We start from the raw sequence: 24,626 nt of genomic DNA, 5'->3' as shown, positions 1-24,626 counted from the left end.
CCATTAGGTGGCTACGGGTGACCGGGGTGTCAAGTGAACGTCGCACAGCGACAGCAGAGCAAAAAGTCGTGCCGGATGCGACAAAAAAAGACGGCCCGCATGGTTAGCGGACCGTCATACTAAGGGACCTTGCAGCGCATGAGACGCGGCACAGGCCGCGCCCGGGTCGCGCTCAGGCGCTGGCGCTCGTCTCCACCGCCCGGTCGGAGCGGTCGGCGTAGATGTAGAGCGGCCGCGCGGTCGCTTCCACGACGTCGCGGGAAATCACCACCTCCTCGACACCCTCGAGGCCCGGCAGCTCGAACATGGTCTCGAGCAGGATGCCTTCCATGATCGAACGCAACCCGCGCGCGCCGGTCTTGCGTTCGATCGCCTTGCGCGCGATCGCGCCCAGCGCCTCGTCGGCGAAGGTGAGCTCGATATTCTCCATTTCGAACAGCCGCTGGTACTGTTTGACCAGTGCGTTCTTTGGCTCCTGCAGGATCTTCTTCAGCGAGGCCTCGTCGAGATCCTCCAGCGTCGCGACCACCGGCAGACGGCCGACGAACTCCGGAATGAGGCCGTACTTCAGCAGGTCCTCAGGTTCGACCTCGCGGAAGATTTCGCCGGTGCGGCGATCTTCCGGCGCCATCACCTGGGCGGCGAAGCCGATCGAGGTGGAACGGCCGCGCGCGGAGATGATCTTCTCCAGGCCGGAGAACGCACCACCGCAGATGAACAGGATGTTGGTGGTGTCGACCTGCAGGAACTCCTGCTGCGGATGCTTGCGGCCGCCCTGCGGCGGCACGGAGGCAACCGTGCCTTCCATGATCTTGAGCAGCGCCTGCTGCACGCCCTCGCCCGACACATCGCGGGTGATCGAGGGGTTGTCGGACTTGCGCGAGATCTTGTCGATTTCGTCGATGTAGACGATGCCGCGCTGCGCGCGCTCGACATTATAGTCGGCCGCCTGCAGCAGCTTGAGGATGATGTTCTCGACGTCCTCGCCGACATAGCCGGCTTCGGTCAGCGTCGTCGCGTCCGCCATGGTGAAGGGCACGTCGAGAATACGCGCCAGCGTCTGCGCCAGCAGCGTCTTACCCGAGCCGGTCGGACCGATCAGCAGGATGTTCGACTTCGCCAGTTCGACATCGGTGTGCTTGGTCTGGTGGTTCAGCCGCTTGTAGTGATTGTGCACTGCGACCGAGAGCACCTTCTTGGCATGCTGCTGGCCGATGACATAGTCATCCAGAACCTTGCAGATTTCCTTCGGCGTCGGGATGCCGTCGCGCGACTTCACCAGCGAGGACTTGTTCTCCTCACGGATGATATCCATGCAGAGTTCAACGCACTCATCGCAGATGAAGACGGTCGGACCGGCGATCAGCTTGCGGACTTCGTGCTGGCTCTTTCCGCAGAACGAGCAATACAGGGTGTTCTTGGAATCGCTCGTACCGACCTTGCTCATTCCTGTCTCCGTCTATCGATCTTTTCTGGACCGCCCCGCCCTGGCACACCTTCAAGTCTACCTAGATAGGAGCAAAAACCGTACCAGAAAAGGCCCTTCAATCCAGATGTCGCACGAATCGGGAATATCTCGCCCTCATGGGGATACTACCTGATATGCGCCATCGAGCCATGGTGCCAGCCGACTATCAAGAATTCGCTAATCGGATGGAAGCCCTGACGACGTGAAACTACCGTGATTTGGGACATTTGCACGGCAGCCGTGGTCTTATTCCCCGGCAAATTCCACGTCGCGTTGCGCGAATGCCACTGACGCACCAGCGGAACTCGCGCCAAGTAATGAATCGCATGCGCCCGGCGCCACGCCGGAACGCTGCGCGCGCCCGCCCCGACGCCGAACAACACCCGACCGGCGGCCAGGCCGCCAGCCGGACGTCCTACCCCACCTCTCAGCCGGCAGGCTTCGCCGGGGTCGGCTCGTCGGTGCGCTTCTCGACCACCTTGTCGATCAGGCCGAACTCCTTGGCCATGTCGGAGGTCAGGAACTTGTCGCGCTCGAGCGCTTCCTCAATCGCCTTGTAGGGCTGGCCGGTGTGCTTGACGTAAATCTCGTTGAGCCGCTTCTTGAGGCTCAGGATCTCCTGGGCATGCAGCATGATGTCGGTCGCCTGGCCCTGGAAGCCGCCGGACGGCTGGTGGACCATGATGCGCGCGTTCGGCAGCGCGAAACGCATGTCCTTCTCGCCCGCGGTCAGCAGCAGCGAGCCCATCGACGCGGCCTGGCCGGTGCACAGCGTCGACACCGGCGGGCGGATGAACTGCATGGTGTCGTAGATCGCCAGACCCGACGTCACCACGCCGCCCGGCGAGTTGATGTACATCGAGATCTCCTTCTTCGGATTCTCGGCTTCGAGGAACAGCAGCTGCGCGACGATCAGCGACGCCATGCCATCCTCGACCGGTCCGGTGAGGAAAATGATGCGCTCTTTCAGGAGGCGCGAGAAGATATCGTACGCCCGTTCACCGCGGTTGGTCTGCTCGACCACCATCGGAACGAGGTTCATGTAGGTTTCTACCGGATCGCGCATGAATCACCTGGAGGTTGGCCGAGGCACCCGCGGCGTCGCCGGCCGGCATGGCCTTGCGTCGCGCGAACGCCCCGTGATGCAGGGGGTACAGATATGAGCCGGTTGTCCGGCGGCAAGATCGGCGCGGACGCGCGCCGGGAAACGGTTGCGCCGCGCCGGGCTCCGGCCAGGCCGGCCCCCGCGGGCAGGCCTACTTGAAGCCGATTCGGCGGTACGCAGCAAAGCGGCGCGCGGGGTCCGCGCGCCGTTTCTCAGGTTAAGCTTAATGGAGCCCGACCGCATGATCGGGCCCGAAATCACGCCGCGCTCTTCTCGTCGTCGTCCTTGTAGAGCTCCTCGCGCGACACCTTCTTGTCGGTGACGTTGGCGAGCTCGAGGATGAAGTCGACGACCTTGTCCTCGTAGATCGGCGCGCGGAGCTGGGCGAGCGCGTTGGGGTTCTTGCGATAGAAGTCCCACACTTCCTTCTCGCGGCCCGGCATCTGGCGGGCGCGATCGACCACCGCACGGCTGACTTCGTCGTCGGTCACGGTGATCTTGTTCTTGTCGCCGATCTCGGAGAGCACGAGGCCGAGGCGCACGCGGCGGTCGGCGATCTTGCGGTACTCTTCCTTGGCCGCGTCCTCGGTGGTGTTCTCGTCGGCGAAGGTCTTGCCGCCCGACTCCATCTCCGCCTTGATCGAGTTCCACATCAGGTTGAACTCTTCGTCGACCAGCGACGGCGGCGGATCGAAGCGGTGAGCCTCGTCGAGGCGATCCAGCAGGATGCGCTTGACGCGCTGGCGCGTCGCACCGGCGAACTCCTGGGTCAGGCGCTCGCGCATGATTTCCTTGAGCTTGTCGAGCGATTCGAGGCCGAGCGTCTTGGCGAACTCGTCGTCGATCACCGCGTCCTTGGCGGCCTCGATCTTGGTCGCGGTGGTCTCGAACTCAGCTGCCTTGCCGGCGAGATTCGCCGCGGCATAGTTGGTCGGGAACGACACCTTGAGCGTGCGGGTCTCGCCCTCGCCGATGCCCACGAGCTGCTCCTCGAAGCCCGGAATGAAGCTGCCCGAGCCGATCACCACCTGGATGTCCTCGGCGGTGCCGCCGTCGAACGCCGTTCCGTCGATGGTGCCCTTGAACGACACGGTGACGCGGTCACCAGTCTCGACCTTGGCGCCGTCGCCCTTGGCCTCATACGGGCGGTTCTGGTCGGCGATGCGCTTGATCGCCTCGTCGACGTCGGCGTCGCTGACGTCGGCGACCGGCTTCTCGATGTTGAAGGTCTTGAAGTCGGCGAGCTGGATCGCGGGCACGACCTCGATCGCGACCGAATAGTTGAGATCGGATGCGCCGGCGAGGATCGCCTCGATTTCCTTCTCCTCGGTCGGCATCGTCACCTTCGGCTCGGTAGCGAGACGGAAGCCGCGCTCGCTGAAGATCTGCGCGTTGGTGTCGCGGATCATCTGCTCAAGCGTCTCGGCCGCGACCGAACGACCATAGACCTTCTTGAGATGCGCGACCGGCACCTTGCCCGGGCGGAAGCCGTTGATACGGACCTTGTCCTTCATGTCGGCAAGGCGGGCATCGACCTTGGCATCGATTTCGGCGGCCGGAAGGCTCACCTGGAATTCGTGCTTCAGGCCGTCGGCGACAGTCTCTTTCACCTGCATGAGCGTCAATCTTCTTCCTTACGCCGGTCGACGACCGGTTCGTTGCAATCAAATATCGATACGCGGCATCGGCCTGTATCGGCGTTCCTTCGGACGGATGTCCGGGATACCCAAGTCTCGTCCGCCAAACATCTCGACCGCAAAACGTGGCGCTGATGGTGCGGGCGGAGGGACTCGAACCCCCACAACTTTCGTCACTGGAACCTAAATCCAGCGCGTCTACCAATTCCGCCACGCCCGCGAGGCGCATCACGTCCAGCGGCGATGCCGCGAGCGGCGGGCTTATAACATGGGCGCATCCCTTCGCAGCAAAAAAATGGCCGTTTCGGCCCCTCGCCGCGAGAACACCCCGGAGGGCGGCACGCGGCTGGACAGCGCCCGCGGAACATGGTCCGCATGGCCCCATGATGGTCCGCAGCCTCCCCCTCTCCCGCCGCACCCTGATTGCCGGCCTTGCCGGCACGGCGCTGGCCGCCGGCTTCGGATTCCCCGCCACGCGGACTCAGACCCGGACGGTGGCACTGCGCCTGCAGCCTGGAACACGGCCGCTACGCGACAATCAGCCGCCGTCCCCGACGTGGGCGTTCGTGGACGGCATCGAGCCACTGATTCTCCCCCAGGGCGAGTTCGAGCTCGCGCTGACCAACGACCTGCCGATTCCAGTCGCCGCCGATATTCGCGGCCTGCTCGGCGCGGCAGCCCATGAACCCCTGCTCGCCCGTCCGCCGACGGCCCCCGGCGCCACCACCAAGCTGAACCTGTCGCTCCGGCAGGCCGGCACCCTGCTGCTCGACACCCGCCTGCTGGGTGATGCAGGGGCCCGGGCGCTGCCGGTCCGGCCACTCATCGCCCGGGAAGCGGTGCCCGTCGCTGCCGACCGCGACCAGGTGCTGCTGATCGAGGATTGGCGCCTGGCCGCCGACGGCACCGCCACCGCGCCGGGCCGCGACCCGGCCGCAACGCCCGTGTTGTTCACGATCAACGGCAGGCCCAGCCTCGACCTTGCCGTCGCACAAAACGAACGGCTCCGGTTTCGCATCATCAATGGCTGCCAGCGCGCTGTAATCGCACTCAAAATTGACAACCACGACGTCCGGGTGATGGCGATCGACGGCCAGCCGGCCGAACCGTTCATCGCCCGCAACAGCCAGGTCGTGCTGGCGCCGGGGACGCGGATCGATGCCGTTGTGGACATGACCGGCGCACCCTCCGGAATCTTTGCCATCCAGCTGCACGATGGCACGGCGCCCCGGCCGCTCGCCCGGCTGGTCTACGGCGACAAGCCACGGCCTCTCACAGCCCCCTTGCTGGCCACGGAACCATTCCCTTCCAATGGGTTACCTGAGAAGCTTGATCTGCGGAATGCGCTACGGGTCGACCTGCCGCTCGACGTCAGGACAAGCACGGAAGCGGCCGGCTGGGCATCGCCGGCGAGCTTCTCGGCGACCCGCGCCCCCGTATTCCGGACAAAACGTGGCCGGGTGGTGGTGCTGGCCCTGATCAACCGCACCTCAAGCGCGGTGATGTTCCGCCTCCACGGAGGCCCATTCCGCCTGCTCGACCGGCTCGACGACGGCTGGAAGCCGTTTTGGCTCGACACCCTCATCCTGGACGCGCAGCAGACCCATCGCATCGCCTTCGCGGCAACGCCCGGCGCCTGGCTGCTCGAGACCGCCGGCACGGACTGGTCCGCACCGCGGCTCGTGCAGTGGTACGCGGTGGACTGAGGCGGCCCTCAGGTCGCGCCGAGAACCGCGTAGATCCGTCGCAGCACCGCCGGGAGCGCCTCCGGCAGGTCCTCCGCGATCAGGCCGGGCCCGGCCTCCCGTCCCGCCTCGCCATGCAACCAGACCGCCATGCACGCCGCTGCAAAGGCAGGAACCCGCTGCGCCAACAGGCCCGCGATGATGCCGGCCAGGACATCGCCGGACCCGGCGGTTGCAAGCCAGGGTGGCGCGTTGGCCGTGATCGCCGCGCAGCCATCCGGGCCGGCGACCACCGTGTCCGGTCCCTTCAACACCACCACGGCTCCGGACATGGCGGCCGCCGCCCGCGCATCATCAAGCTTCGAATTAACTTTTTGATTTGACTTTATACCATTGAATAATTTTGAAAATTCACCGTCATGCGGGGTGAGGACAACCTGTGGATCACGTTGCTTCTGAATTGCCTCGAACAGCACTTCAGGAGCCTCGGCGAAGCTCGTCAGCGCATCGGCATCGAGCACGACGCCGCGTCCGGGGCCGATGGCCGCGAGGGCCAGAGCGCGGGTCGGCGCCCCTAGTCCAGCTCCCGGCCCGACGACACAGGCATTGAGCCGTTGATCGATCAGCAGGCCGGCTAGATCGGTGGCCGTATCGCTGGGGCGGACCATGATCGCCGTCAGCGCCGCCGCGTGGACCGGCAGCGCCTCGCGGGGGGACGCCACCGTCACCAGACCGGCCCCGCCCCGCAGCGCCCCGCGGGCGGCGAGACGGGCGGCGCCCGTGGCGGCCAGTCCGCCGGACACCACCACCGCATGCCCGCGCCCATACTTGTGGCCGTCGATCCGGGGCACCGGGAACATGGCCTGCCAGAGCGCCGGCACATTCTCGAAGGTCACTGGGCGGATCGCATCGATTACCGACGGCGAGATCCCGATGTCGACGAGGCCGACCGGCCCACAGTGCAGCCGCCCCGGCAGCAGCAGATGGCCGGGCTTCCGGCGGAAGAACGTCACGGTCGCGGTTGCACGCACCGCCGCCCCCATCACCGCTCCGGTCGCGCCATGGATGCCGCTCGGCAGGTCCACCGCAAGGATGGGCGCACCGCTGCTGTTCATCGCGCCGATCATGGCAAGCGGGTCGCCCTTCACCGGTCGGTCGAGCCCTGCCCCGAACAGCGCATCGATGATCAGGGCGGGCCGGCCGATGGCCATCGGATCACAGGACTCCACCGCCCCCGGCCAGGCCGCCGCGGCGCGCGCAGCATCACCTGCCAGGCTCTCGCGGCGACACAGCAGGATCACCCGGACATCGCGCCCGCGCGCGGCAAGCTCGGTCGCCGCGACAAAACCGTCGCCGCCATTGTTGCCGCGCCCGGCCACCACCACGACCGACCCCTCCGGCGCAATCCGCATCGCCGCCTCCGCCACCGCGTGACCGGCGGCCTGCATCAGAGTGAAGCCGTCGGTTCCGGCAGCAATGGTCAGTGCATCGGCGCGCGCCATCTCGGTCGGCGTCAGCAATTCCATGATCTCTCCTTTCCCGAACCGCCTCATCCTCAGGCAATCCGCTGAAACTTAATCCAGCCGGCCGTTAAAAATGGCCGCGACTGAATAATAAATAGGCAATAAGCACTCTTTTTGTGCAAACCATCCCATCAGCGCCTCAACCAAGGCTCGCCCGTTCGCCTTAATACACTGATACTATTCTCGTTTTTCAGCGCTTTCCAACTTGGCACAGACCCTGCTTACAGGAGGGCTCCATTGGCGCGTTGTCGTGCACGCGCGCCTCAGACGACAGCGAGAGCACAGGCCCGCTCTGCAGCTTCGGAGTGCCGGGGAGACGTTCAGTGAAGAAAATCGAGGCGATCATCAAACCCTTCAAGCTCGACGAGGTGAAAGAGGCGCTTCAGGAGGTCGGACTTCAGGGCATCACGGTCACCGAGGCCAAGGGCTTCGGCCGCCAGAAAGGGCATGCGGAGCTGTACCGGGGCGCAGAATACATCGTCGATTTCCTGCCCAAGGTGAAAATTGAAATTGTCATCTCCGACGAGTTGGTCGAGAAGGCAATTGATGCTATCCGCCGTGCCGCACAGACTGGCCGGATCGGCGACGGCAAGATTTTCGTTTCCAACATCGAAGAAGCCATTCGCATCAGAACTGGAGAATCCGGCCTGGACGCCATCTAACCCGACAATTTCGACTTCCCTCCCACCACACGGCCGCCCGCTGCGGCCGTCTCATCACGACCAAGGCCCGTACAGACAAGGGGTACTCATGAAGACCGCCAAAGACGTCCTGAAGACGATCAAGGACAACGACGTCAAGTACGTCGACTTCCGTTTCACCGATCCGCGCGGCAAGTGGCAGCACGTCACCTTCGACGTCAGCATGATCGAGGAAGAGACCTTCGCTGAAGGCATCATGTTCGACGGCTCGTCGATTGCGGGCTGGAAGGCGATCAACGAGTCCGACATGTGCCTGATGCCGGATCCGGTGACCGCGTCGATCGACCCCTTCTTCGCCGAAACCACCCTGGTGCTGACCTGCGACGTGCTCGAGCCGACCACCGGCGAGCCCTACAACCGCGACCCGCGCGGCATCGCCAAGAAGGCGGAAGCCCAGGTCAAGGCACTCGGCATCGGCGACACCGTGTTCGTCGGCCCGGAAGCCGAGTTCTTCGTGTTCGACGACGTGCGCTACGCGGCGAACCCCTACAACACCGGCTTCAAGCTCGACCAGGTCGAACTGCCGACCAACTCGGACACCGAGTATGAGGGCGGCAACCTCGGCCACCGCATCCGCACCAAGGCCGGCTACTTCCCGGTGCCGCCGCAGGACAGCGTGCAGGACATGCGCTCGGAAATGCTCGGCGCCATGGCCAAGATGGGCGTCAAGGTCGAGAAGCACCACCACGAGGTGGCGTCGGCCCAGCACGAGCTCGGCATGAAGTTCGATACCCTGACGCTGATGGCCGACCAGATGCAGATCTACAAGTACTGCATCCATCAGGTCGCGCACATCTACGGCAAGACCGCCACCTTCATGCCGAAGCCGGTCTACGGCGACAACGGCTCGGGCATGCACGTGCACCAGTCGATCTGGAAGGAAGGCAAGCCGATGTTCGCCGGCAACAAGTATGCCGACCTCTCGGAGACCTGCCTGCACTACATCGGCGGCATCATCAAGCACGCCAAGTCGCTGAACGCCTTCACCAACCCGTCGACCAACTCCTACAAGCGTCTGGTCCCGGGCTATGAGGCGCCGGTGCTGCTCGCCTACTCGGCGCGCAACCGCTCCGCGTCCTGCCGCATCCCCTACACCACCTCGCCGAAGGCCAAGCGCGTCGAGGTCCGCTTCCCGGATCCGATGGCGAACCCCTATCTCGCCTTCGCCGCGATGCTGATGGCCGGCCTCGACGGCATCAAGAACAAGATCGATCCGGGCGCTGCCATGGACAAGGATCTGTACGACCTGCCGAAGGAAGAGCTCAAGGAGATCCCGACGGTTTGCGGCAGCCTGCGCGAAGCGCTGGAGAGCCTCGACAAGGATCGCGCCTACCTCAAGGCCGGCGGCGTGTTCGATGACGACTTCATCGACAGCTACATCGAGCTCAAGATGACCGAGGTCGCTCGCTTCGAGATGACCCCGCATCCGGTCGAGTTCGAGATGTACTACTCGAACTAAGCGTCGTCGGGCTCCGTCCCGGACGTGCGAAAGGCGCCCTCGCGGGCGCCTTTCTTTTTTTGGCAGCCCTGCAGGCGGGCCGTGCCGGTTCCGGCAAGGGCGCTTGATCCCTGCCGCGCGTTCGGCGAAGAATGGCCGCCCGCTTCACGAGGTGACGAATGACCCCCGCATCCGCCGATCCCGCGCCGCAGCCCCCCTCCCTGGCGCGGTCGATCGCCCTCGGTGGCTGCGTCATCGTCGCCTTCGCCGCGTTCCTCGCGCTGGTATGGTACGCCGCCGCGACACTGTTCCTGATCTTTGCCGGCATCCTGTTTGGCGTGTTCCTGAATGCGCTCAGCCACCTGCTGGGGCGCCTGATCGGCGGCCCCTACCTGCTGCGGCTGGCCCTCGTCTGCGCGCTGCTGACCGGCATCATCTCCAGCGTCGTCGTGCTCGGCGGCGCCACCATCGCCCAGCAGGCGAGCGCCCTCACCACGACGATCCGTTCCCAGGTCGGCACGGTGAAGTCGTTCCTCGATCAGCACGGCATCGACACCAGCTTCCTCGATCCGGCGACGGCCCTCGGGCCGTCGACCACGCCGGCCACGGACAGCACGCCGCGCACCAAGCCCGAACTGCCGAGCGCCGGCACCATCGCTTCGGGCACCACCGCCGTGCTCGGCCAGACCGCAAAGCTGCTGCTCGGCGTGTTCGGCACCGTCGGCAACATCTTCGTCGTGGTCCTGCTGGGCGTGATGCTGGCGCTGCAGCCGGACGTCTACCGCAACGGCATGCTCAGCTTCGTCCCCAGACGGCACAAGGCCTATGCGGCGCGGCTCGTCGACGACGTCGCCGAAACCCTGCGGCGCTGGCTGCTCGGCCAGATCACCACCATGAGTGTCATTTTCCTGATCGCATGGACCGGGCTGACCATCATCGGCATTCCCGGGGCGCTGGTGCTCGGCTTCCAGGCCGGCCTGCTGACCTTCATCCCGACGGTCGGCTCGTTCATTGCCGGCATCATCATCGTGCTGGCGAGCCTGGGCTCGGGCTGGACGGCCGTGATCAGCGCATTCGGCCTCTATGCGTCGCTGCAGTTCCTGGAGGGTAACATCCTTACCCCGCTGATCCAGCGGCATGCCATCAACATCCCGCCGGCAACGCTGTTCGCGTCACAGATTTTCCTCGGCGTGCTGTTCGGGCTGTGGGGCCTCGCGCTGGCACTCCCCCTGATCGCGGTGACCAAGGTGGTGCTCAAGCACGTCTATGGCGAAGCCGACGGCAAACCCGCAGCCGACACCGGCGCGAGGGCTGCGGCAGCCTGAGCCGCCGGCGTCAGGCGGTGGTGACGACCGTCTGCGTGTGCTCGACCTCCGGGGGCGACGCGAAGAACGGCCCGACCAGTGCGCGCCATTCGGCGAAATTCTCGGAGCCACGGAAGTCGACGGTGTGAGCTTCCAGCGTCTCCCACTTCACGACGAGGCGATAACGCTGCGGCTTCTCGATCGAGCGATGCAGCTCGAAGCCATGAAAGCCCCTGGCGCGGCCGAACGCAGCCTTGGCCTTGACCACGGCCGCCTCGAAATCCGCCTCGCTACCCGGCTTGACCTCGATCTGAGCGATTTCGGTGATCATCTGGATGCCCCTCCGCGGCGCGTCGATTGCTGTCGGACGACGTCCATAGCGGCTCGGGCCCGCAGCGACAAACAAATTCGGAAGCACGCAGGGTCGAAACGGCCCGGGCGGCAGGGACCCCGGGTCAGACCATCAGCAGCGCCAGACCCGCCACCATCAGCGCGAGCCCGACGAACAACACCACCGGCCAGCGGCTCGACGGCGGCGCATGGCGCCCATAGCGTCCCGCGGCGCGACGCTCGTCGATCAGGGCGCGCTCATACTCGTCGGACGACGAAAACAGGCAGGCGAAACCTGCCCGTGCGGACGTGATGCTGGCTTCCAGCGCGTTCAGGGCGGCGTGGCGTTGTGGATCGATGCGCGTCAACATGCGCTGATGCTAGGGGCGACATGGTAAACGCCCCGTTAGCTTTTCGCGGAGGAGGCGAATTACTGTGCGGCGCCGACCACGCTGCCGGTCTGACGCACCACACTCGCCTTGCGCGGCGCAGTCTGCGCGGCCTGCTGGCGGCGGCTCTCCTCCAGCGACAGCGGCTCTTCGGTCGCGACCTCGACTCGGTTACGGCCGCCGCGCTTGGCCCGGTAGAGCGCGGTGTCGGCGCTCGCCAGCAGCACGTCGAGCTCGGTGTCCGGCGGGCCGCCCGCCACGCCGATGCTGACCGTGGTCTCGACCGGCGCGTCGTCGACCTCGATGCCGCAGCCCTGGAACGCGTGACGCACGCGTTCGGCAGCGAGCAGCGTCTCGTCGATCGCACAGGGCAGCATCGCCGCGAACTCCTCGCCGCCGATGCGGCCGATCAGGTCGGTGATGCGCAGGTTGGCGGTGATCACCGCCGCGAACAGCTTCAACACCTCGTCGCCTGCGGGATGGCCGAAACGGTCGTTGATCGACTTGAAGTGGTCGATGTCGAAGATCATCACCGTGACCGGCCGGCCGGCCTTGGCCTCGCGCTCGATCATGCGCCCGGTTGCCTCGCTGAAGCCGCGGCGATTGAGCAGCCCGGTGAGCGGATCGATCGACGCGGCGGCCTTGTGCGCCCGCACGGTGCGATCGCTGACCATCATGAAGATGATGAACACCGTGCCCACGGCATACAGCACGAGCTCGATGGCGAAGATGATGACCCAAACGCTATTGGCCCGGAACGCATCGTCACGGGACGACAGCAGCCCACCGAGCGCGATCGGCAGCATCAGCACCATGCCGTGCAGCACCGGAATCGCCAGCGCCGGCCAGCGCGACCGCATCGAGCTGCGCCGCTCCGACCACAGTTCGCTGGCCGTGACCGCGGCGTACGCGGCAACGATCGCGGCGCTCACCACTGTCTCGAGAAACTGCTCGTCGCCGAACACCAGGACGGTCGCGGTCCAGACCGCGGCGCCGCCGCACAGGCCGAACCAGTTCGGCCGGCGGCCGTGGAACACGCGCGCGGCCGTCCAGACCATGCCGCAGGCCACGAAGCCGATGACGTTGACCGCCAGCAGCACCGCTCCGCCAAGTCTGGCACCGGCGAGGACCCAGACCCCGATCGACACCGACCCGAGAAGATAGGCCGCTCCCCACCAGCCGAGCGCCGGAATTCGTTCCTGACGCCAGAAGAACAGAAGCAACGCGCCGAGCATTGCCGCGACCAGAGCCGCAACGAGATAGAGTGTCGAGATATCCAACGACATACTTGCCCACCAGCCAGAGACGAAAGGCTTTCCAAAGCGGATGGAGCTGCATAGGCCCCTTCTTCTGCAGCCGATTTTACCGGCGTGGTGTTCGGAAATGGTTTTCCGGCGCCCCGCAGTTTTCGCAAAAACCGCGCGGTTTTCAGCAATCAATTTGAAACCAAGAACAGTCCTTCGAAGGCAAAACCCGCTCCGCGCGGCCGCGCAAGGCCACCCCAAACGCAAAAAAGGGCAGCCGAGGCTGCCCTTTTCCGGTTTGCCGCGCCGAACGGCGCAACAACAAAATATCAGCGCTTCGAGAACTGGAAGCTGCGGCGGGCCTTGGCGCGGCCGTACTTCTTGCGCTCGACGACGCGCGAGTCGCGGGTGAGGAAGCCGCCCTTCTTGAGGACGCCGCGGAGCTCCGGCTCCATGTTGGTCAGCGCCTTGGACAGGCCGTGGCGCACGGCGCCCGCCTGGCCCGACAGGCCGCCGCCGGACACGGTGCAGATCACGTCATACTGACCGGCGCGGGCCGCGATGCTGAGCGGCTGCTCGATCATCATGCGCAGCACCGGGCGAGCGAAGTAGACTTCGAACTCGCGGGTGTTGACGACGATCTTGCCGGAACCCGGCTTGATCCAGACACGGGCGACCGCGTCCTTGCGCTTGCCGGTGGCATAGGCGCGACCGAACTTGTCGACCTTCTTGACGTACTTCGGAGCCTCGGCGGTCGTCGTCACCTTCAGCGACGACAGCTGGTCGAGCGATTGAATGGACTCGGCCATGATTACGCGACCCTCGTGTTCTTGCGATTCAGTGATGCGATGTCGATGACTTCCGGCTGCTGCGCCTCGTGCGGGTGCTCCGCACCGGCGTAAACGCGCAGGTTGCCGAGCTGCTTGCGGCCCAGCGGACCACGCGGCAGCATGCGCTCAACGGCCTTCTCCAGGACGCGCTCCGGGAAGCGGCCTTCGAGGATCGAGCGCGCGGTGCGCTCCTTGATGCCGCCGATGAAGCCGGTGTGATGGTAGTACACCTTCTTCTCGCGCTTGCGGCCGGTCAGCACGACCTTGTCCGCGTTGATGATGATGACGTTGTCGCCATCATCGACATGGGGGGTGTAGGTGGGCCGATGCTTGCCGCGCAGGCGCATCGAGACGAGGGTCGCGAGGCGGCCGACGACCAGACCCTTGGCGTCGATCAGCACCCACTTCTTCTCGACCTCGGCCGGCTTCGCCGAAAACGTTGTCATGTGAGATGTCCAATTGAAAAACAGGTTGCGGCGGCATGCGCCGCGCTGGCCCGGTTTCTAGAGAAAGAGCCCGTCAGCGTCAACGCCCCAACGTCAAAAATACACCTGTAAATTCAATGAATTAAAAATATGGTGCGATATTACCGCTGCGAAACAGCTGCAGACGGAATAGAGTAAGTGGATGTGACGTGGGCGATCGGGTCCGGCGACGTGCCAGACAGCAGGTTCACCTCCCCGACCGCGAGGCGCTTGCCGAGCTTGAGCAGACGGGCGGCCGCCATCACGTCCTGGCCGGGCTGGCCCTTCCGCAGGAAATTGATGTTGAGATTGGTGGTGACGGCAAGGCCCACGGGCCCGATGGCCGACAGCAGCACGACGTACATGGCGAAATCGGCGAGCGCCATCAGCGTCGGTCCGGACACCGTCCCGCCCGGGCGCAACATGCGCTCGCTGTAGGTCTGGCGCAGCAGGCAGGTCTCGCCATCGGCACTTTCGATCACGATGTCCCCGTTGCTGAAGGCCTGGGGAAACTCCCGTTGCAGAAACTGCTCCAGCTCGGCGACAGTCATCTTCGCTGCGACCATAATTCTTCAATCCTGCCCTTCTCGCGTGGCTTTCGCCTCGCCTTGCCTCCCGGTCTACATTAGGGTGCCGGCGATGAATAGCCTTGTGACACGCCGATGACCGCTTCGCGACCAGCCATGCAAGTCCCACAATCCGACATCCTCACCCGCGAAACGATTGATTCTGTCACCATTCTGACCCTGAATCGCCCGTCCGCGCGCAACTGCCTGTCGGAAGGGCTGATCGCTGCGCTCCACGGCGCGCTGAACGACGCGCGGGACGACCGCACCGTACGGGCCGTGGTGATCGCGGCCAACGGCCCGGTGTTCTCGTCGGGGCACGACCTCAAGGAACTGACCGCGCGGCGCGGCGATCCCGATCGCGGCCGTGCCTACTTCGCGACCATCATGAACGCCTGCAGCGCGATGATGCAGGCGGTGGTGCGGCTGCCGAAGCCCGTGGTGGCCTCGGTCCAGGGCCTTGCGACCGCGGCCGGCTGCCAGCTGGTGGCGAGCTGCGACCTTGCGGTCGCCTCCGAGCGCGCTGGCTTCGCGACCCCCGGCGTCGATATCGGCCTGTTCTGCTCCACCCCGATGGTGGCGCTGTCGCGCAACGTGCCGCGCAAGCACGCCATGCACATGCTGCTCACCGGCGAGGCGGTGCCGGCGGCACGTGCGCAGGAGCTTGGCCTTGTCAATGACGTCGTGCCGGCGGGCACCGAGCGCGACGCGGCGATCGCCCTCGCCCGGCGCGTCGCGGCGAAGTCCGCCCACACCGTGAAGATCGGCAAGGAGGCCTTCTACCGCCAGATCGAGATGCCACTGGCGGACGCCTACCGCTACGCCGCGGAGGTGATGACCGAAAACATGCTGGCACGCGACGCCGAGGAAGGCATCAATGCCTTCATCGAGAAACGCGCGCCGACCTGGGAGGACCGGTGAACACCGGCCGATGCAAGCAAGAATGAATCACGACACCTACGACGACAACTACATCCGCGGCATCCTCAATGCGGTGAAGACCATCGCGATGATCGGCGCCTCGCCGGTCAACGTGCGTCCGAGCTACTTTGCGTTCAAATATCTCGCCGAGCGCGGCTACGACATGATCCCGATCAATCCGGGGCAGGTCGGCAAGAGCCTCGTCGGCAGGCCGTTCGTGGCCTCGCTGCGCGACATCGACCGCCCCATCGACATGATCGACATCTTCCGCGCCTCGGCGCATGTCGCCCCCATCATCGAGGAGGCGCTGACGCTGTCGCCTTTGCCGAAAGTGATCTGGATGCAGCTCGGCGTGCGCGATGATGCCGCCGCGGCGAGGGCCGAGGCGCACGGCATCAAGGTGGTGATGAACCGCTGCCCGAAGATCGAATACGGCCGTCTCAGCGCCGAGATCCAGTGGATGGGCGTCAACTCGCGCACCCTCAGCGCGCGGCGTGCGCCGGCGCCGACACAGGGCATGCGGCTGTCGCTCAACCGCCAGAGCGTCACGGGAGCAGCCACCACCGCCGCCGACCGCGCCAGCCAGACCACCAAGGACCAGTAGCGACAGTCTCGCAGCGGCAGCGCCGCGCATCCGCCACCGGCTGCGGGCAGCACGGCCCGCCTGCCGCCGCGGCGATCCGCACGCGATTTGTTTTGCGGTCAACACGCCACGCAGCAAAGCCTTGCGATTTTTGCTATAGCTGCGGCGCCGGCTTGACGGGGCCCCACCCGCCCCCGCAGCATGGCGGACGTGCGGCTTCGCCGCGCGTCATTGCACCGACGATCTGCCGATTTCGCGTCAACCAAGGATTCATGATGACCGAACGCCCTCCCGGATTTTCCACGCTCTCGATTCACGCCGGCGCCCAGCCGGATCCGACGACGGGGGCCCGTGCGACGCCGATCTATCAGACCACGTCGTTCGTCTTCAATGACGCCGACCACGCCGCCTCGCTGTTCGGCCTGCAGGCGTTCGGCAACATCTACACCCGCATCGGCAATCCGACGACCGCGGTGCTGGAAGAGCGCGTCGCCGCGCTCGAGGGCGGCACGGCCGGCCTTGCCACCGCATCGGGCCACGCCGCCCAGTTCCTCGCGTTCCACACCCTGCTGCAGCCGGGCGACGAGTTCGTCGCCGCGCGCAAGCTCTATGGCGGCTCGATCAACCAGTTCAACCACGCGTTCAAGAAATTCGGCTGGAACGTGGTGTGGGCCGACCCGGATAACATCGAGAGCTTCGAGAAGGCGGTGACGCCGAAGACCAAGGCGATCTTCATTGAATCGATCGCCAATCCCGGCGGCGGCATCACCGACATCGAGGCGATCGCCACCATCGCCCGCCGCGCCGGCGTGCCGCTGATCGTCGACAACACCCTCGCGACGCCCTACCTGATCCGGCCGATCGACCACGGCGCCGATATCGTGGTGCATTCGCTCACCAAGTTCCTCGGCGGCCATGGCAACTCGATCGGCGGCATTCTCGTCGACGCCGGCACCTTCGACTGGTCGCGCGACGGCCGCTATCCGACGCTCAGCGAGCCGCGCCCCGAGTATCACGGCATCCGGCTGCAGGAGACGTTCGGCAACTTCGCCTTCGCCATCGCCGCACGCGTCCTCGGCCTGCGCGACCTCGGCCCGGCGATCTCGCCGTTCAATGCCTTCCTGATCCTCAACGGCATCGAGACGCTGGCGCTGCGGGTGCAGAAGCACTCCGACAACGCCAAGGCCGTCGCCGAATGGCTGTCGACCCACCCGGCCATCGCCTGGGTCAACTACGCCGGCCTGCCTGGCGACCGCTACCACAACCTCGCCCGCAAATACGCGCCCAAGGGCGCCGGCGCGGTGTTCACGTTCGGCCTCAAGGGCGGCTATGACGCCGGCGTCAAGCTGGTGTCGAACGTCAAGCTGTTCTCGCACCTCGCCAACGTCGGCGACACCCGTTCGCTGGTCATCCACCCGGCCTCGACCACCCACAGCCAGCTCGACGATGCCCAGAAGACGCTGGCCGGCGCCGGCCCGGATGTCGTCCGCCTGTCGGTCGGCATCGAGGACAAGGAAGATCTCATCGCCGATCTCGATCAGGCGCTGAACGCCTGATCGCGCTGCGCGCGACCATCCGGACAGACGAAACGCGGCGCCGGTATCCGGCGCCGCGTTTGCGTTTCAGCGAATGACCAAGGACGGCGTCAGCCGCGCTGCCCGATCGCCGCGCCGATTGGCGTCGACTGCGCCACCGGCTGCCCGGCGGCAAGGCGCTCAGATTGCAGCAGCGCCAGCGTCAGCACGACGATGGCGACGCCCTGGTGCGCGAGCGCAAGGCCGATCGGCACCATGTGCAGCAGCGTCAGAATGCCCAGCGCCGCCTGCAGCGTCACCGCGATCACCAGCCACAGCGCGCCGTTGACAGCGGTGCCGGCCCGGCTGCGGATCGCATCGATCACATGCAGGATGGCGACGATCCAGATCGTGTAGGCCAGCATGCGGTGGCAGAACTGCACCGTCAGGGTGTTGTCGAAGAAGTTGCGCCACCACGGCTGCTCGAAGAACAGCCGCGCGGCGTCGGGAATGAACGCGCCGTCGATCAGCGGCCAGGTGTTGAACGCCCGGCCCGCGCGCAGGCCGGCAACCAGCGCGCCGAAATAGAGCTGCAGATAGACCAGGCCAAGCAGCACGATCGCAGTGACGCGCAGCCGCGGCGGCGCCACCACCGGCGTGCCCGGCCGCAACCGCCGCAACGTCCAGACGATCGCCGAATAGATCACCAGCGCCAGCATCAGATGCGCCGCAAGGCGATACTGCGACACCTCGACCCGCTCCGTCAGCCCGGACGCCACCATCCACCAGCCGACCGCGCCCTGCAGGCCGCCGAGCGCGAAGATGACCCACAGCCGCCGCTTGAGCTCGCCACTGAGCGTGGCGCGCCACAGGAACCAGAGGAACGGCAGCAGGTAGGCCGCGCCGATCACCCGGCCGAGCAGGCGATGGCTCCATTCCCACCAGAAGATCTCCTTGAATTCCGCAAGGCTCATGCCGTGGTTGAGCTCGCGGTACTGCGGGATCTTCTTGTAGGCCTCGAAGGCCGCATTCCAGCCGTCTGCGGTCAGCGGCGGCAACGTGCCGGTGACCGGCTTCCACTCGACGATCGAGAGGCCGGATTCGGTGAGCCGGGTGGCGCCGCCGACCAGCACCATGGCGAGGATCAGCGCGGCGACCGCCGCCAGCCAGATCCGCATGGGCGCAAGATATCGGGGGGAAACGGCGCTGTCGGACATGTGGACATCATCACCTTGATCGGGTACGTGCGGCCCTTATAGTCGCGCCGCCCGGGCCCGAAAAGCGGTCAAATCCGCCCTCACCAGTGCAGGAACGCACATTTCCGTCATGAAAATTCGCCTCCGAAAGCTGCTGGGAACGATCATTCTGCTGGTTCTGGTGATCGTCTGGTCGCTGCTCGCGATGGCATTTGCGCAGGCCCCGTTCATCGCACAATCGCGGCTGGTCCAGCTCGTCTACTACGTCGTCGCCGGACTTGGCTGGGTGCTGCCGGCGATGCCGATCGTGAGCTGGATGTCGCGTCCGGACAGGACCACCTGATCCGCCCTTCCCCGCGCCGGGGCCGCTAGCTGCCGAGGCCTGCCAGCCGTGCGCGCAGGGCGCGCAGTGACGGGCGCCGCCCGTCCCATCCGATGCGGGGCAACGCCAGAGGGCTGGACCCGCCATCCGGCCGGATCAGGCCGCCTTGCAAGGTGACGGCACTGGCAAAGCCCGCCTGCGCCGCAAGCGCGACCTCGCGCGCGCCGATCGAACCGGATGGATAGGCGAAGTGCGGCAACGACCGGTCGAGCGCGGCCTCCGCGACCTCGCGCCCCATCCGCATCTCGCGCAGCGCCTGCGCATCGTCGAGGCGGTCCAGCGCGGCACCATGGACGGTCGCGCTGCCGATGGTCACCAGCGGATCGGCCGCAAGCGCCCGCACCTCATTCCAGTCCATCACCGCCGCACGCGACAGCGCGGCAAGATCGACCATGTAGCGCGTGCAGAGATCGCGGATCGCCAGGGAGCGCTCCGCCGGCGCCAATCCCTGCAACCAGCCGGCCAACAGATCGTAGAGCGCGCACTTCTGCTCCACCAGCCCGGCATCGAAGTGACGCTCGCGCTCGTCGAGCATCAGGCTGATGCGCTCGTTCCTGGCGATCACCCGCTCGAGCGGCAGCCACCATAGCTCGGCGATGCCGTCGACGAACGCGGTCGGGACATAGACGGCGAACGGTACCCGGTGCCGCGCGAGCACCGGCGCTGCATGGTGCAGGACATCGCGATAGGCGCCGTCGAATGTCAGACAGACGAACCGCCGCGACGCAGCCGGAGCAGCAATCCGCCGCACCGCCTCGTCGACCGTCACAAGCTCGACGCCCCGCCGCCGCAGCCGACCGAGCAACCGCTCGAGCCGCTCGGGCGCAATGATGATGGCGCGAGACGGCTGGAAACCGCCGCGCGTCAGCGGCTGAACGCGCTGAAACCGGAGCATGGCGCCGGTGCCGCGGCGGCGCATCTCCAGCAACCGCACCGCCCCGCTGCAGCAGGCAAACTCGAGCGCCAGCGCTTTCGGCGCCTGCGACGACAGCACCACGATCGATCCCCTCGCTTCGAGCGGTGCTCCAGAACCGCTCCCCGTTGCATTGTCCTTACCGTTTGTTGACAATTATTTGCAAAGGTCTGGACGATCCGGAAATTATGGAATTCTGACAGGGTCCAGCGATGCCCGTGGCTGCAGTGATGGACAACGACACGGGGCATGGTGAGACAATGTCCACCACCGCGCGAGTGGCAGGGATCGACGTGTTCCGATCCATGGCGGAGGCCGAGGCGACCTGGCGCGCCATGGAGACCCACGGCCACCGCTTCACGCCATTCCAGCGCTTCGACTTCTTGTCCGCATGGCATGCCCATGTGGGTAGCCGCGAGGGCGTCACCCCTTTCATCGTCGTCGCCTACGACAGTGCTTCGCGCCCGCTGCTGCTGCTGCCGCTCGGACTGCACAACGAGGGCGGCATCCGCATCGCCAGCTTCCTCGGCGGCAAGCATGCGACCTTCAACATGCCGCTGCTGGCGCACGATTTCGCGGCGTCCGCCGATCGGAGCGAGCTCGCCCGCGTGCTCGAACTGCTCCGCACGCACACGGCGAAGGCCGACCTGCTGGCGCTCGCGCGGCAGCCCATGCGCTGGCTCGACATCACCAATCCGCTGGCCCTGCTCGCGTCGCAGCCCTCCGTCAACAGCTGTCCGCTGCTGACGATGGTGCCGGGCTCCCAGCCAGCCGATCGGATCAGCAACTCGTTCCGGCGCCGCCTCAAGGGCAAGGAACGCAAGCTGCAGGGGCTCCCGGGGTACCGCTACCTGATCGCGCGAACCGACGACGAKGTCCGCCGCACCATCGAGGCGTTCTTCACGATCAAGCCGCAGCGGATGGCGATCCAGAAGCTGCCCAACGTCTTCGCCGAACCCGGCGTCCGGGACTTCATCGTCGCGGCCTGCAACGCCCGCTGGGGCGATGGCCGCACCATCGAGATCCACGCGCTGCTATGCGACGAGGAGGTCATTGCGATCTTCGCCGGCGTCGCCGACGGCGCCCGCTTCTCGATGATGTTCAACACCTACACCATCTCGGCCAGCGCCAAGTTCAGCCCGGGCCTGATCCTGCTGCGCAACATCATCGACCACTACGCCGGCCAGGACTACACCTCGATCGATCTCGGGATCGGCTCGGACGACTACAAGCTGTTGTTCTGCAAGGACGACGAACCGATCTTCGACAGCTTCCTGCCGCTGTCGACCAAGGGCCGCGCCGCTGCCTTCGCCCTCTCCGCCGTGGCGCGCGCCAAGCGCGCGGTCAAGCAGACCCCGGCGCTCGCCCAGCTTGCCCAGCGCGTGCGCAGCACCCTGCGCCACTGAATCGGCGATGTGAAAACCGGGCCGCTCCAGCGGCGTCCGGTCGCGCCGAACACCGGATTTTCACCGTGGTGTCGTGGCAGGTCTCAGGCGGCCGCCACCGCCGGCCGGCCGTCATCGAGCGGATCGGCTGGCCCGCTCAGCATGGTGACGCCGAGGAAGCCGGTCGCCCGCAGCTGTTCGGCCATGAACGCCCGCGCCGGTGCGTCCATCGCCGGATCGGGGATCACCACCGCCTGAGCATTGCTGGACAGCAGCGCCGCCGGCAGGTCGGCCGCGGTGCCGGCGTCGAGCAGCACATGATCGTAGACCCGCAACAACGCATCGACGGCGAGCGCGAGGCGCGGCGACTGCAGCAGCGTGCGGTCTCTGGAGGCGCGGCCGGCGCCGACCAGATGCACTTGCGACAGGCGGTCCCGGGAGATGATCTGGCCGAAATTCGCCGAGCCGAGCATCAGATCGGACAGGCCAGGCGCCATCGGATCGCTGGACACCGCCCCCACCGTCGGCGACGACAGTGACAGCTCGACCAGCACCACCTTGCCCTTGCGTGACAGCAGTCGCGCCAGCGTCAGCGCGGTGAGGGTGACGTTCTCGTTCTGGCCGACGCCGATCATGGTGATCTTGCGGGCCGACACGCCGGCGACCTGCAGGTCGCGCGCCACGCGCTCGATCTCGGGGACGGGTGCCGCCAGGCCCGGATGCGAGACCGGGGGCAGCGGCGGCGCCACCGGCTGCAGCTGCGCGGCCAGGGACGCCCCTTCGGCAAGGTGGATATGGTGCATGGCCTGGGGTGGCAGCGCCTGCGATGGCGGTGCCGCGAAGCGCGGCTCGGCGACGGTGCGGGCGAGAGCCTCGGATCCGGACACCGCGACCACCGTGCGCGGCGCCGTCATCCGCAGCAGCTCACCGGACGCGATCGAGCCTGCCGACAGCATCAGCGTCGCCAGCGTCGCGATCAGCACGATCGGCATCTTCTTCGGATAGGCCGGCACATTGGTGACAATCGCCCGGGAGATGATGCGGCCGTCGCTCGGCCCGGTGTCGATGCTTTCGCGCGCGGTCGCCTCGCGATACTTGGCGAGGTAGGACTCCAGCAGGTCGCGCTGCGCCTTGGCTTCGCGCTCCAGCGCGCGCAGTTGCACGTCCTGACCGTTGGTCGACGACGCCTGACGCTTCATCTGGTCGAGGCTGGCCGTCAGACTGTCGACCCGCGCGCCGGCGATGCGCGCATCGTTTTCCAGCGAGCGCGAGATCTTGCTGGCTTCGTCACGCAACTGGCGGTCGAGGTCGCCAATCTGCGCCTTCAGCTCCTTGATGCGCGGGTGGCCGTCGAGCAGCGTCGAAGACTGCTCGGCGAGCTGGCCCTGCAAGGTGATGCGCTGCTCGGTCAGACGACGCACCAGCTCGGAATTGAGGACTTCCGACGCCTCGATGGGACGGCCGCTCTGCAGCATCTCGCGGATCAGCCGCGCCTTGGATTCGGCGTCCGACTTCTGCGCCCGCGCGCTCGTCAGCTGGCTGTTGATCTCGCCGAGCTGCTGGTTGGACAGCGTGGTGTTGTTGGTGCCGACAAACAGACTCGACCTGGAGCGGAAGTCCTCGACGCGGGCTTCGGCCTCGGCCACCTTCTGGCGCAGGCTGTCGATCTCGCCGGACAGCCACTGCCCGGCGGAGCGCGCCTGGTTCTGCTTCGCCGCCTGCTGCAGCACGAGATAGCCATTGGCGATGGAATTGGCGACGCGCGCTGCGAGATCAGGATCCTGCGACTGGAATTCGACCGCGATCACCCGCGACTTGTCGACCGCGAAAGCGGCCAGGCGCTCATAATAGGCATCGAGCACCCGCTCCTCCGGCGTCATCTTGAATGGATCGCGGATGATGCCGAACAGCGCGAGCAGCGACTTCAGCGGCGAGACGCCCTTCAGCACCGGATCGAACTCCGGCCGCTCGGCGAGCTTGTTCTCCTTGATCACGTCGCGCGCAAGATCGCGCGACAACACGAGCTGCACCTGGCTGGTCACGGCCTCGGGATCGAGCGCCGTGCGCTCTTCGGCGCGCTCGCCGTTCGGGCGCAGGAAGACGTTTTCCCGGCCGTCGATCAGGATCCGGGCTTCCGACTTGTAGCGCGGCGTCACCAGGTTGACAGCTACGATCGACAGGCCCGCCGCCAGCAGCGTCGGCCCGAGAATCCAGAATTTGCGCCGCATCAGGGCCTGGCCGATCACGCGCAGGTCAAGACCGTCCGGCTCCGCGGCGGCGGGCAGCTCACGTCCCGGCGTGAAGCCCAACTGAGACAGCCCCGGTCCGGATGCGGTTGCGGCCTCGATGGGCGCAGCACCGATCTCACGACGACGCCAGAACGCCAAACGCATTGCAGACTCCCACTCGCGCAGCACTGTCAGACTCACCCCGACGGCGGCGATTACAGTCCATTAAGGTTGCTGGCGCGTTAATTTGCGTCGTGCGGCATCGCGCCGGGCGCCGTTGGGCCGCAAGCGGACGGAAGCTGCGCGGTGCGGCCGATTTTGGTGCAAGGACACCGCAAGGTCATGCTTTGTTAACCATGGAAGCCCTTAATCGGCGCGTATTTTTCGCAATGGATTCTCCGATGCGCGCCGCCCGCGCTTTCATCCTCAGTTGGCTTGTCGCGATCACGCTGTCGGGGTGCATGACTGTGCCGCCGCCGGTCGCCGGCTTCGACCAGCCCGCCTATGGCGCGCCGAATGTCGCCGTGACGCCGATCGCCTTTGCCCCCGGCGCCGACTACCGCCTCGATGCCGGTGATCGCCTGCGCATTGTGGTCTACGGCCAGGACGGCCTCACCAATTCCTATGCGGTCGATGCCGGCGGCGCCATCACCATGCCGCTGATCGGCACGGTGCATGCCCGCGGCCTCACGCCCGCCGAGCTCGCCCGCGCCGTCACCGGCAAGCTGCGCGCCGGCTACATCCGCGAACCCTATGTCGCCGTCGAGGTCGAGGCCTACCGTCCGTTCTTCATTCTCGGCGAGGTCACCGCGCCGGGACA

At 66.2% G+C, this 24,626-nt stretch carries 23 protein-coding genes and 1 tRNA gene; 10 read left to right on the top strand and 14 right to left on the bottom strand.

What is annotated here, in order from left to right:
* Window positions 1-172: 172 nt before the first annotated feature.
* The 4 genes from clpX to AB4Z37_RS23480 all read right to left on the bottom strand — a co-directional run bounded on the left by clpX (window position 173) and on the right by AB4Z37_RS23480 (window position 4,430).
* Window positions 173-1,447 carry an ATP-dependent Clp protease ATP-binding subunit ClpX gene (gene clpX / locus AB4Z37_RS23495; RefSeq protein WP_441519167.1) on the bottom strand — a complete coding sequence of 425 codons (1,275 nt, stop codon included), beginning with the start codon at window positions 1,445-1,447 and terminating at the stop codon, window positions 173-175.
* Between the two features lie 448 nt (window positions 1,448-1,895).
* Window positions 1,896-2,534, bottom strand: coding sequence for an ATP-dependent Clp protease proteolytic subunit (locus tag AB4Z37_RS23490; RefSeq protein WP_441519166.1), 639 nt, complete (start codon window positions 2,532-2,534; stop codon window positions 1,896-1,898).
* Window positions 2,535-2,830: 296 nt separating this feature from the next.
* The gene (tig, locus tag AB4Z37_RS23485) at window positions 2,831-4,189 is read right to left on the bottom strand and encodes a trigger factor (RefSeq protein ID WP_441519165.1); all 1,359 of its coding nucleotides are present in this window, start codon (window positions 4,187-4,189) and stop codon (window positions 2,831-2,833) included.
* 156 nt (window positions 4,190-4,345) lie between these two features.
* Window positions 4,346-4,430 (bottom strand) — tRNA-Leu (locus tag AB4Z37_RS23480).
* Window positions 4,431-4,593: 163 nt separating this feature from the next.
* Between AB4Z37_RS23480 and AB4Z37_RS23475 the strand changes: the two genes are divergently transcribed.
* On the top strand, window positions 4,594-5,916 hold the full coding sequence (locus AB4Z37_RS23475) for a multicopper oxidase family protein (RefSeq protein ID WP_441519164.1): 1,323 nt from the start codon (window positions 4,594-4,596) through the stop codon (window positions 5,914-5,916).
* Between the two features lie 8 nt (window positions 5,917-5,924).
* Here the strand turns inward: AB4Z37_RS23475 and AB4Z37_RS23470 are convergent, their stop codons facing one another.
* Window positions 5,925-7,421: an NAD(P)H-hydrate dehydratase gene (locus AB4Z37_RS23470; protein ID WP_441519163.1), complete on the bottom strand. Its 1,497-nt coding sequence runs from the start codon at window positions 7,419-7,421 to the stop codon at window positions 5,925-5,927.
* Between the two features lie 320 nt (window positions 7,422-7,741).
* Here AB4Z37_RS23470 and AB4Z37_RS23465 point away from each other — a divergent pair, with 320 nt between their 5' ends.
* The 3 genes from AB4Z37_RS23465 to AB4Z37_RS23455 all read left to right on the top strand — a co-directional run bounded on the left by AB4Z37_RS23465 (window position 7,742) and on the right by AB4Z37_RS23455 (window position 10,882).
* Window positions 7,742-8,080 (top strand): P-II family nitrogen regulator, encoded by a 339-nt coding sequence (locus AB4Z37_RS23465; protein ID WP_027537227.1) that lies wholly within the window; start codon window positions 7,742-7,744, stop codon window positions 8,078-8,080.
* Between the two features lie 88 nt (window positions 8,081-8,168).
* Window positions 8,169-9,578, top strand: a complete 1,410-nt coding sequence (gene glnA, locus AB4Z37_RS23460) for a type I glutamate--ammonia ligase (RefSeq protein ID WP_441519162.1) — start codon at window positions 8,169-8,171, stop codon at window positions 9,576-9,578.
* Window positions 9,579-9,736: 158 nt separating this feature from the next.
* Window positions 9,737-10,882 carry an AI-2E family transporter gene (locus AB4Z37_RS23455; RefSeq protein WP_441519161.1) on the top strand — a complete coding sequence of 382 codons (1,146 nt, stop codon included), beginning with the start codon at window positions 9,737-9,739 and terminating at the stop codon, window positions 10,880-10,882.
* Between the two features lie 10 nt (window positions 10,883-10,892).
* On the opposite strand, the gene AB4Z37_RS23450 is transcribed toward AB4Z37_RS23455, so the two are convergent.
* The 6 genes from AB4Z37_RS23450 to AB4Z37_RS23425 all read right to left on the bottom strand — a co-directional run bounded on the left by AB4Z37_RS23450 (window position 10,893) and on the right by AB4Z37_RS23425 (window position 14,684).
* The gene (locus AB4Z37_RS23450; RefSeq protein WP_441519160.1) at window positions 10,893-11,192 is read right to left on the bottom strand and encodes an antibiotic biosynthesis monooxygenase family protein; all 300 of its coding nucleotides are present in this window, start codon (window positions 11,190-11,192) and stop codon (window positions 10,893-10,895) included.
* Window positions 11,193-11,316: 124 nt separating this feature from the next.
* The gene (locus AB4Z37_RS23445) at window positions 11,317-11,562 is read right to left on the bottom strand and encodes a hypothetical protein (RefSeq protein WP_441519159.1); all 246 of its coding nucleotides are present in this window, start codon (window positions 11,560-11,562) and stop codon (window positions 11,317-11,319) included.
* Between the two features lie 59 nt (window positions 11,563-11,621).
* Window positions 11,622-12,866 (bottom strand): diguanylate cyclase, encoded by a 1,245-nt coding sequence (locus AB4Z37_RS23440; RefSeq protein ID WP_441519158.1) that lies wholly within the window; start codon window positions 12,864-12,866, stop codon window positions 11,622-11,624.
* 287 nt (window positions 12,867-13,153) lie between these two features.
* On the bottom strand, window positions 13,154-13,633 hold the full coding sequence (gene rpsI / locus AB4Z37_RS23435; RefSeq protein WP_441519157.1) for a 30S ribosomal protein S9: 480 nt from the start codon (window positions 13,631-13,633) through the stop codon (window positions 13,154-13,156).
* Between the two features lie 2 nt (window positions 13,634-13,635).
* Window positions 13,636-14,100: a 50S ribosomal protein L13 gene (gene rplM, locus AB4Z37_RS23430; RefSeq protein ID WP_441519156.1), complete on the bottom strand. Its 465-nt coding sequence runs from the start codon at window positions 14,098-14,100 to the stop codon at window positions 13,636-13,638.
* Window positions 14,101-14,240: 140 nt separating this feature from the next.
* Window positions 14,241-14,684, bottom strand: a complete 444-nt coding sequence (locus tag AB4Z37_RS23425) for a PaaI family thioesterase (RefSeq protein WP_441519155.1) — start codon at window positions 14,682-14,684, stop codon at window positions 14,241-14,243.
* 117 nt (window positions 14,685-14,801) lie between these two features.
* Between AB4Z37_RS23425 and AB4Z37_RS23420 the strand changes: the two genes are divergently transcribed.
* From AB4Z37_RS23420 to AB4Z37_RS23410, 3 genes are all read left to right on the top strand, one after another.
* Window positions 14,802-15,605: an enoyl-CoA hydratase gene (locus AB4Z37_RS23420; RefSeq protein WP_441519154.1), complete on the top strand. Its 804-nt coding sequence runs from the start codon at window positions 14,802-14,804 to the stop codon at window positions 15,603-15,605.
* A 22-nt stretch (window positions 15,606-15,627) separates the two neighbouring features.
* Window positions 15,628-16,209, top strand: a complete 582-nt coding sequence (locus tag AB4Z37_RS23415; protein WP_441519153.1) for a CoA-binding protein — start codon at window positions 15,628-15,630, stop codon at window positions 16,207-16,209.
* Between the two features lie 254 nt (window positions 16,210-16,463).
* Window positions 16,464-17,744: an O-acetylhomoserine aminocarboxypropyltransferase gene (locus AB4Z37_RS23410; protein ID WP_441519152.1), complete on the top strand. Its 1,281-nt coding sequence runs from the start codon at window positions 16,464-16,466 to the stop codon at window positions 17,742-17,744.
* A gap of 89 nt (window positions 17,745-17,833) precedes the next feature.
* Here AB4Z37_RS23410 and AB4Z37_RS23405 read toward each other — a convergent pair whose 3' ends face one another.
* A complete protein-coding gene (locus AB4Z37_RS23405; protein WP_441519151.1) occupies window positions 17,834-18,880 on the bottom strand; it encodes a COX15/CtaA family protein in 1,047 nt (348 codons plus the stop codon).
* 148 nt (window positions 18,881-19,028) lie between these two features.
* Between AB4Z37_RS23405 and AB4Z37_RS23400 the strand changes: the two genes are divergently transcribed.
* Window positions 19,029-19,241, top strand: coding sequence for a DUF2842 domain-containing protein (locus tag AB4Z37_RS23400; RefSeq protein ID WP_441519150.1), 213 nt, complete (start codon window positions 19,029-19,031; stop codon window positions 19,239-19,241).
* A 25-nt stretch (window positions 19,242-19,266) separates the two neighbouring features.
* On the opposite strand, the gene AB4Z37_RS23395 is transcribed toward AB4Z37_RS23400, so the two are convergent.
* Entirely contained in the window at window positions 19,267-20,277 is a 1,011-nt protein-coding gene (locus AB4Z37_RS23395) for a polysaccharide deacetylase family protein (protein ID WP_441519149.1), read from the bottom strand.
* A gap of 128 nt (window positions 20,278-20,405) precedes the next feature.
* Between AB4Z37_RS23395 and AB4Z37_RS23390 the strand changes: the two genes are divergently transcribed.
* Window positions 20,406-21,599, top strand: a complete 1,194-nt coding sequence (locus AB4Z37_RS23390; protein ID WP_441519148.1) for a GNAT family N-acetyltransferase — start codon at window positions 20,406-20,408, stop codon at window positions 21,597-21,599.
* Window positions 21,600-21,682: 83 nt separating this feature from the next.
* Here the strand turns inward: AB4Z37_RS23390 and AB4Z37_RS23385 are convergent, their stop codons facing one another.
* Window positions 21,683-23,971: a GumC family protein gene (locus AB4Z37_RS23385; protein WP_441519147.1), complete on the bottom strand. Its 2,289-nt coding sequence runs from the start codon at window positions 23,969-23,971 to the stop codon at window positions 21,683-21,685.
* Between the two features lie 236 nt (window positions 23,972-24,207).
* Between AB4Z37_RS23385 and AB4Z37_RS23380 the strand changes: the two genes are divergently transcribed.
* A partial coding sequence (locus tag AB4Z37_RS23380; RefSeq protein ID WP_441519146.1) for a polysaccharide biosynthesis/export family protein occupies window positions 24,208-24,626 on the top strand: 419 nt, incomplete at its 3' end.

The organism is Bradyrhizobium sp. 2TAF24 (assembly GCF_052115025.1).
Classification (GTDB): domain Bacteria; phylum Pseudomonadota; class Alphaproteobacteria; order Rhizobiales; family Xanthobacteraceae; genus Bradyrhizobium_A.
This window is presented reverse-complemented; position numbering and strand designations above follow the sequence as displayed.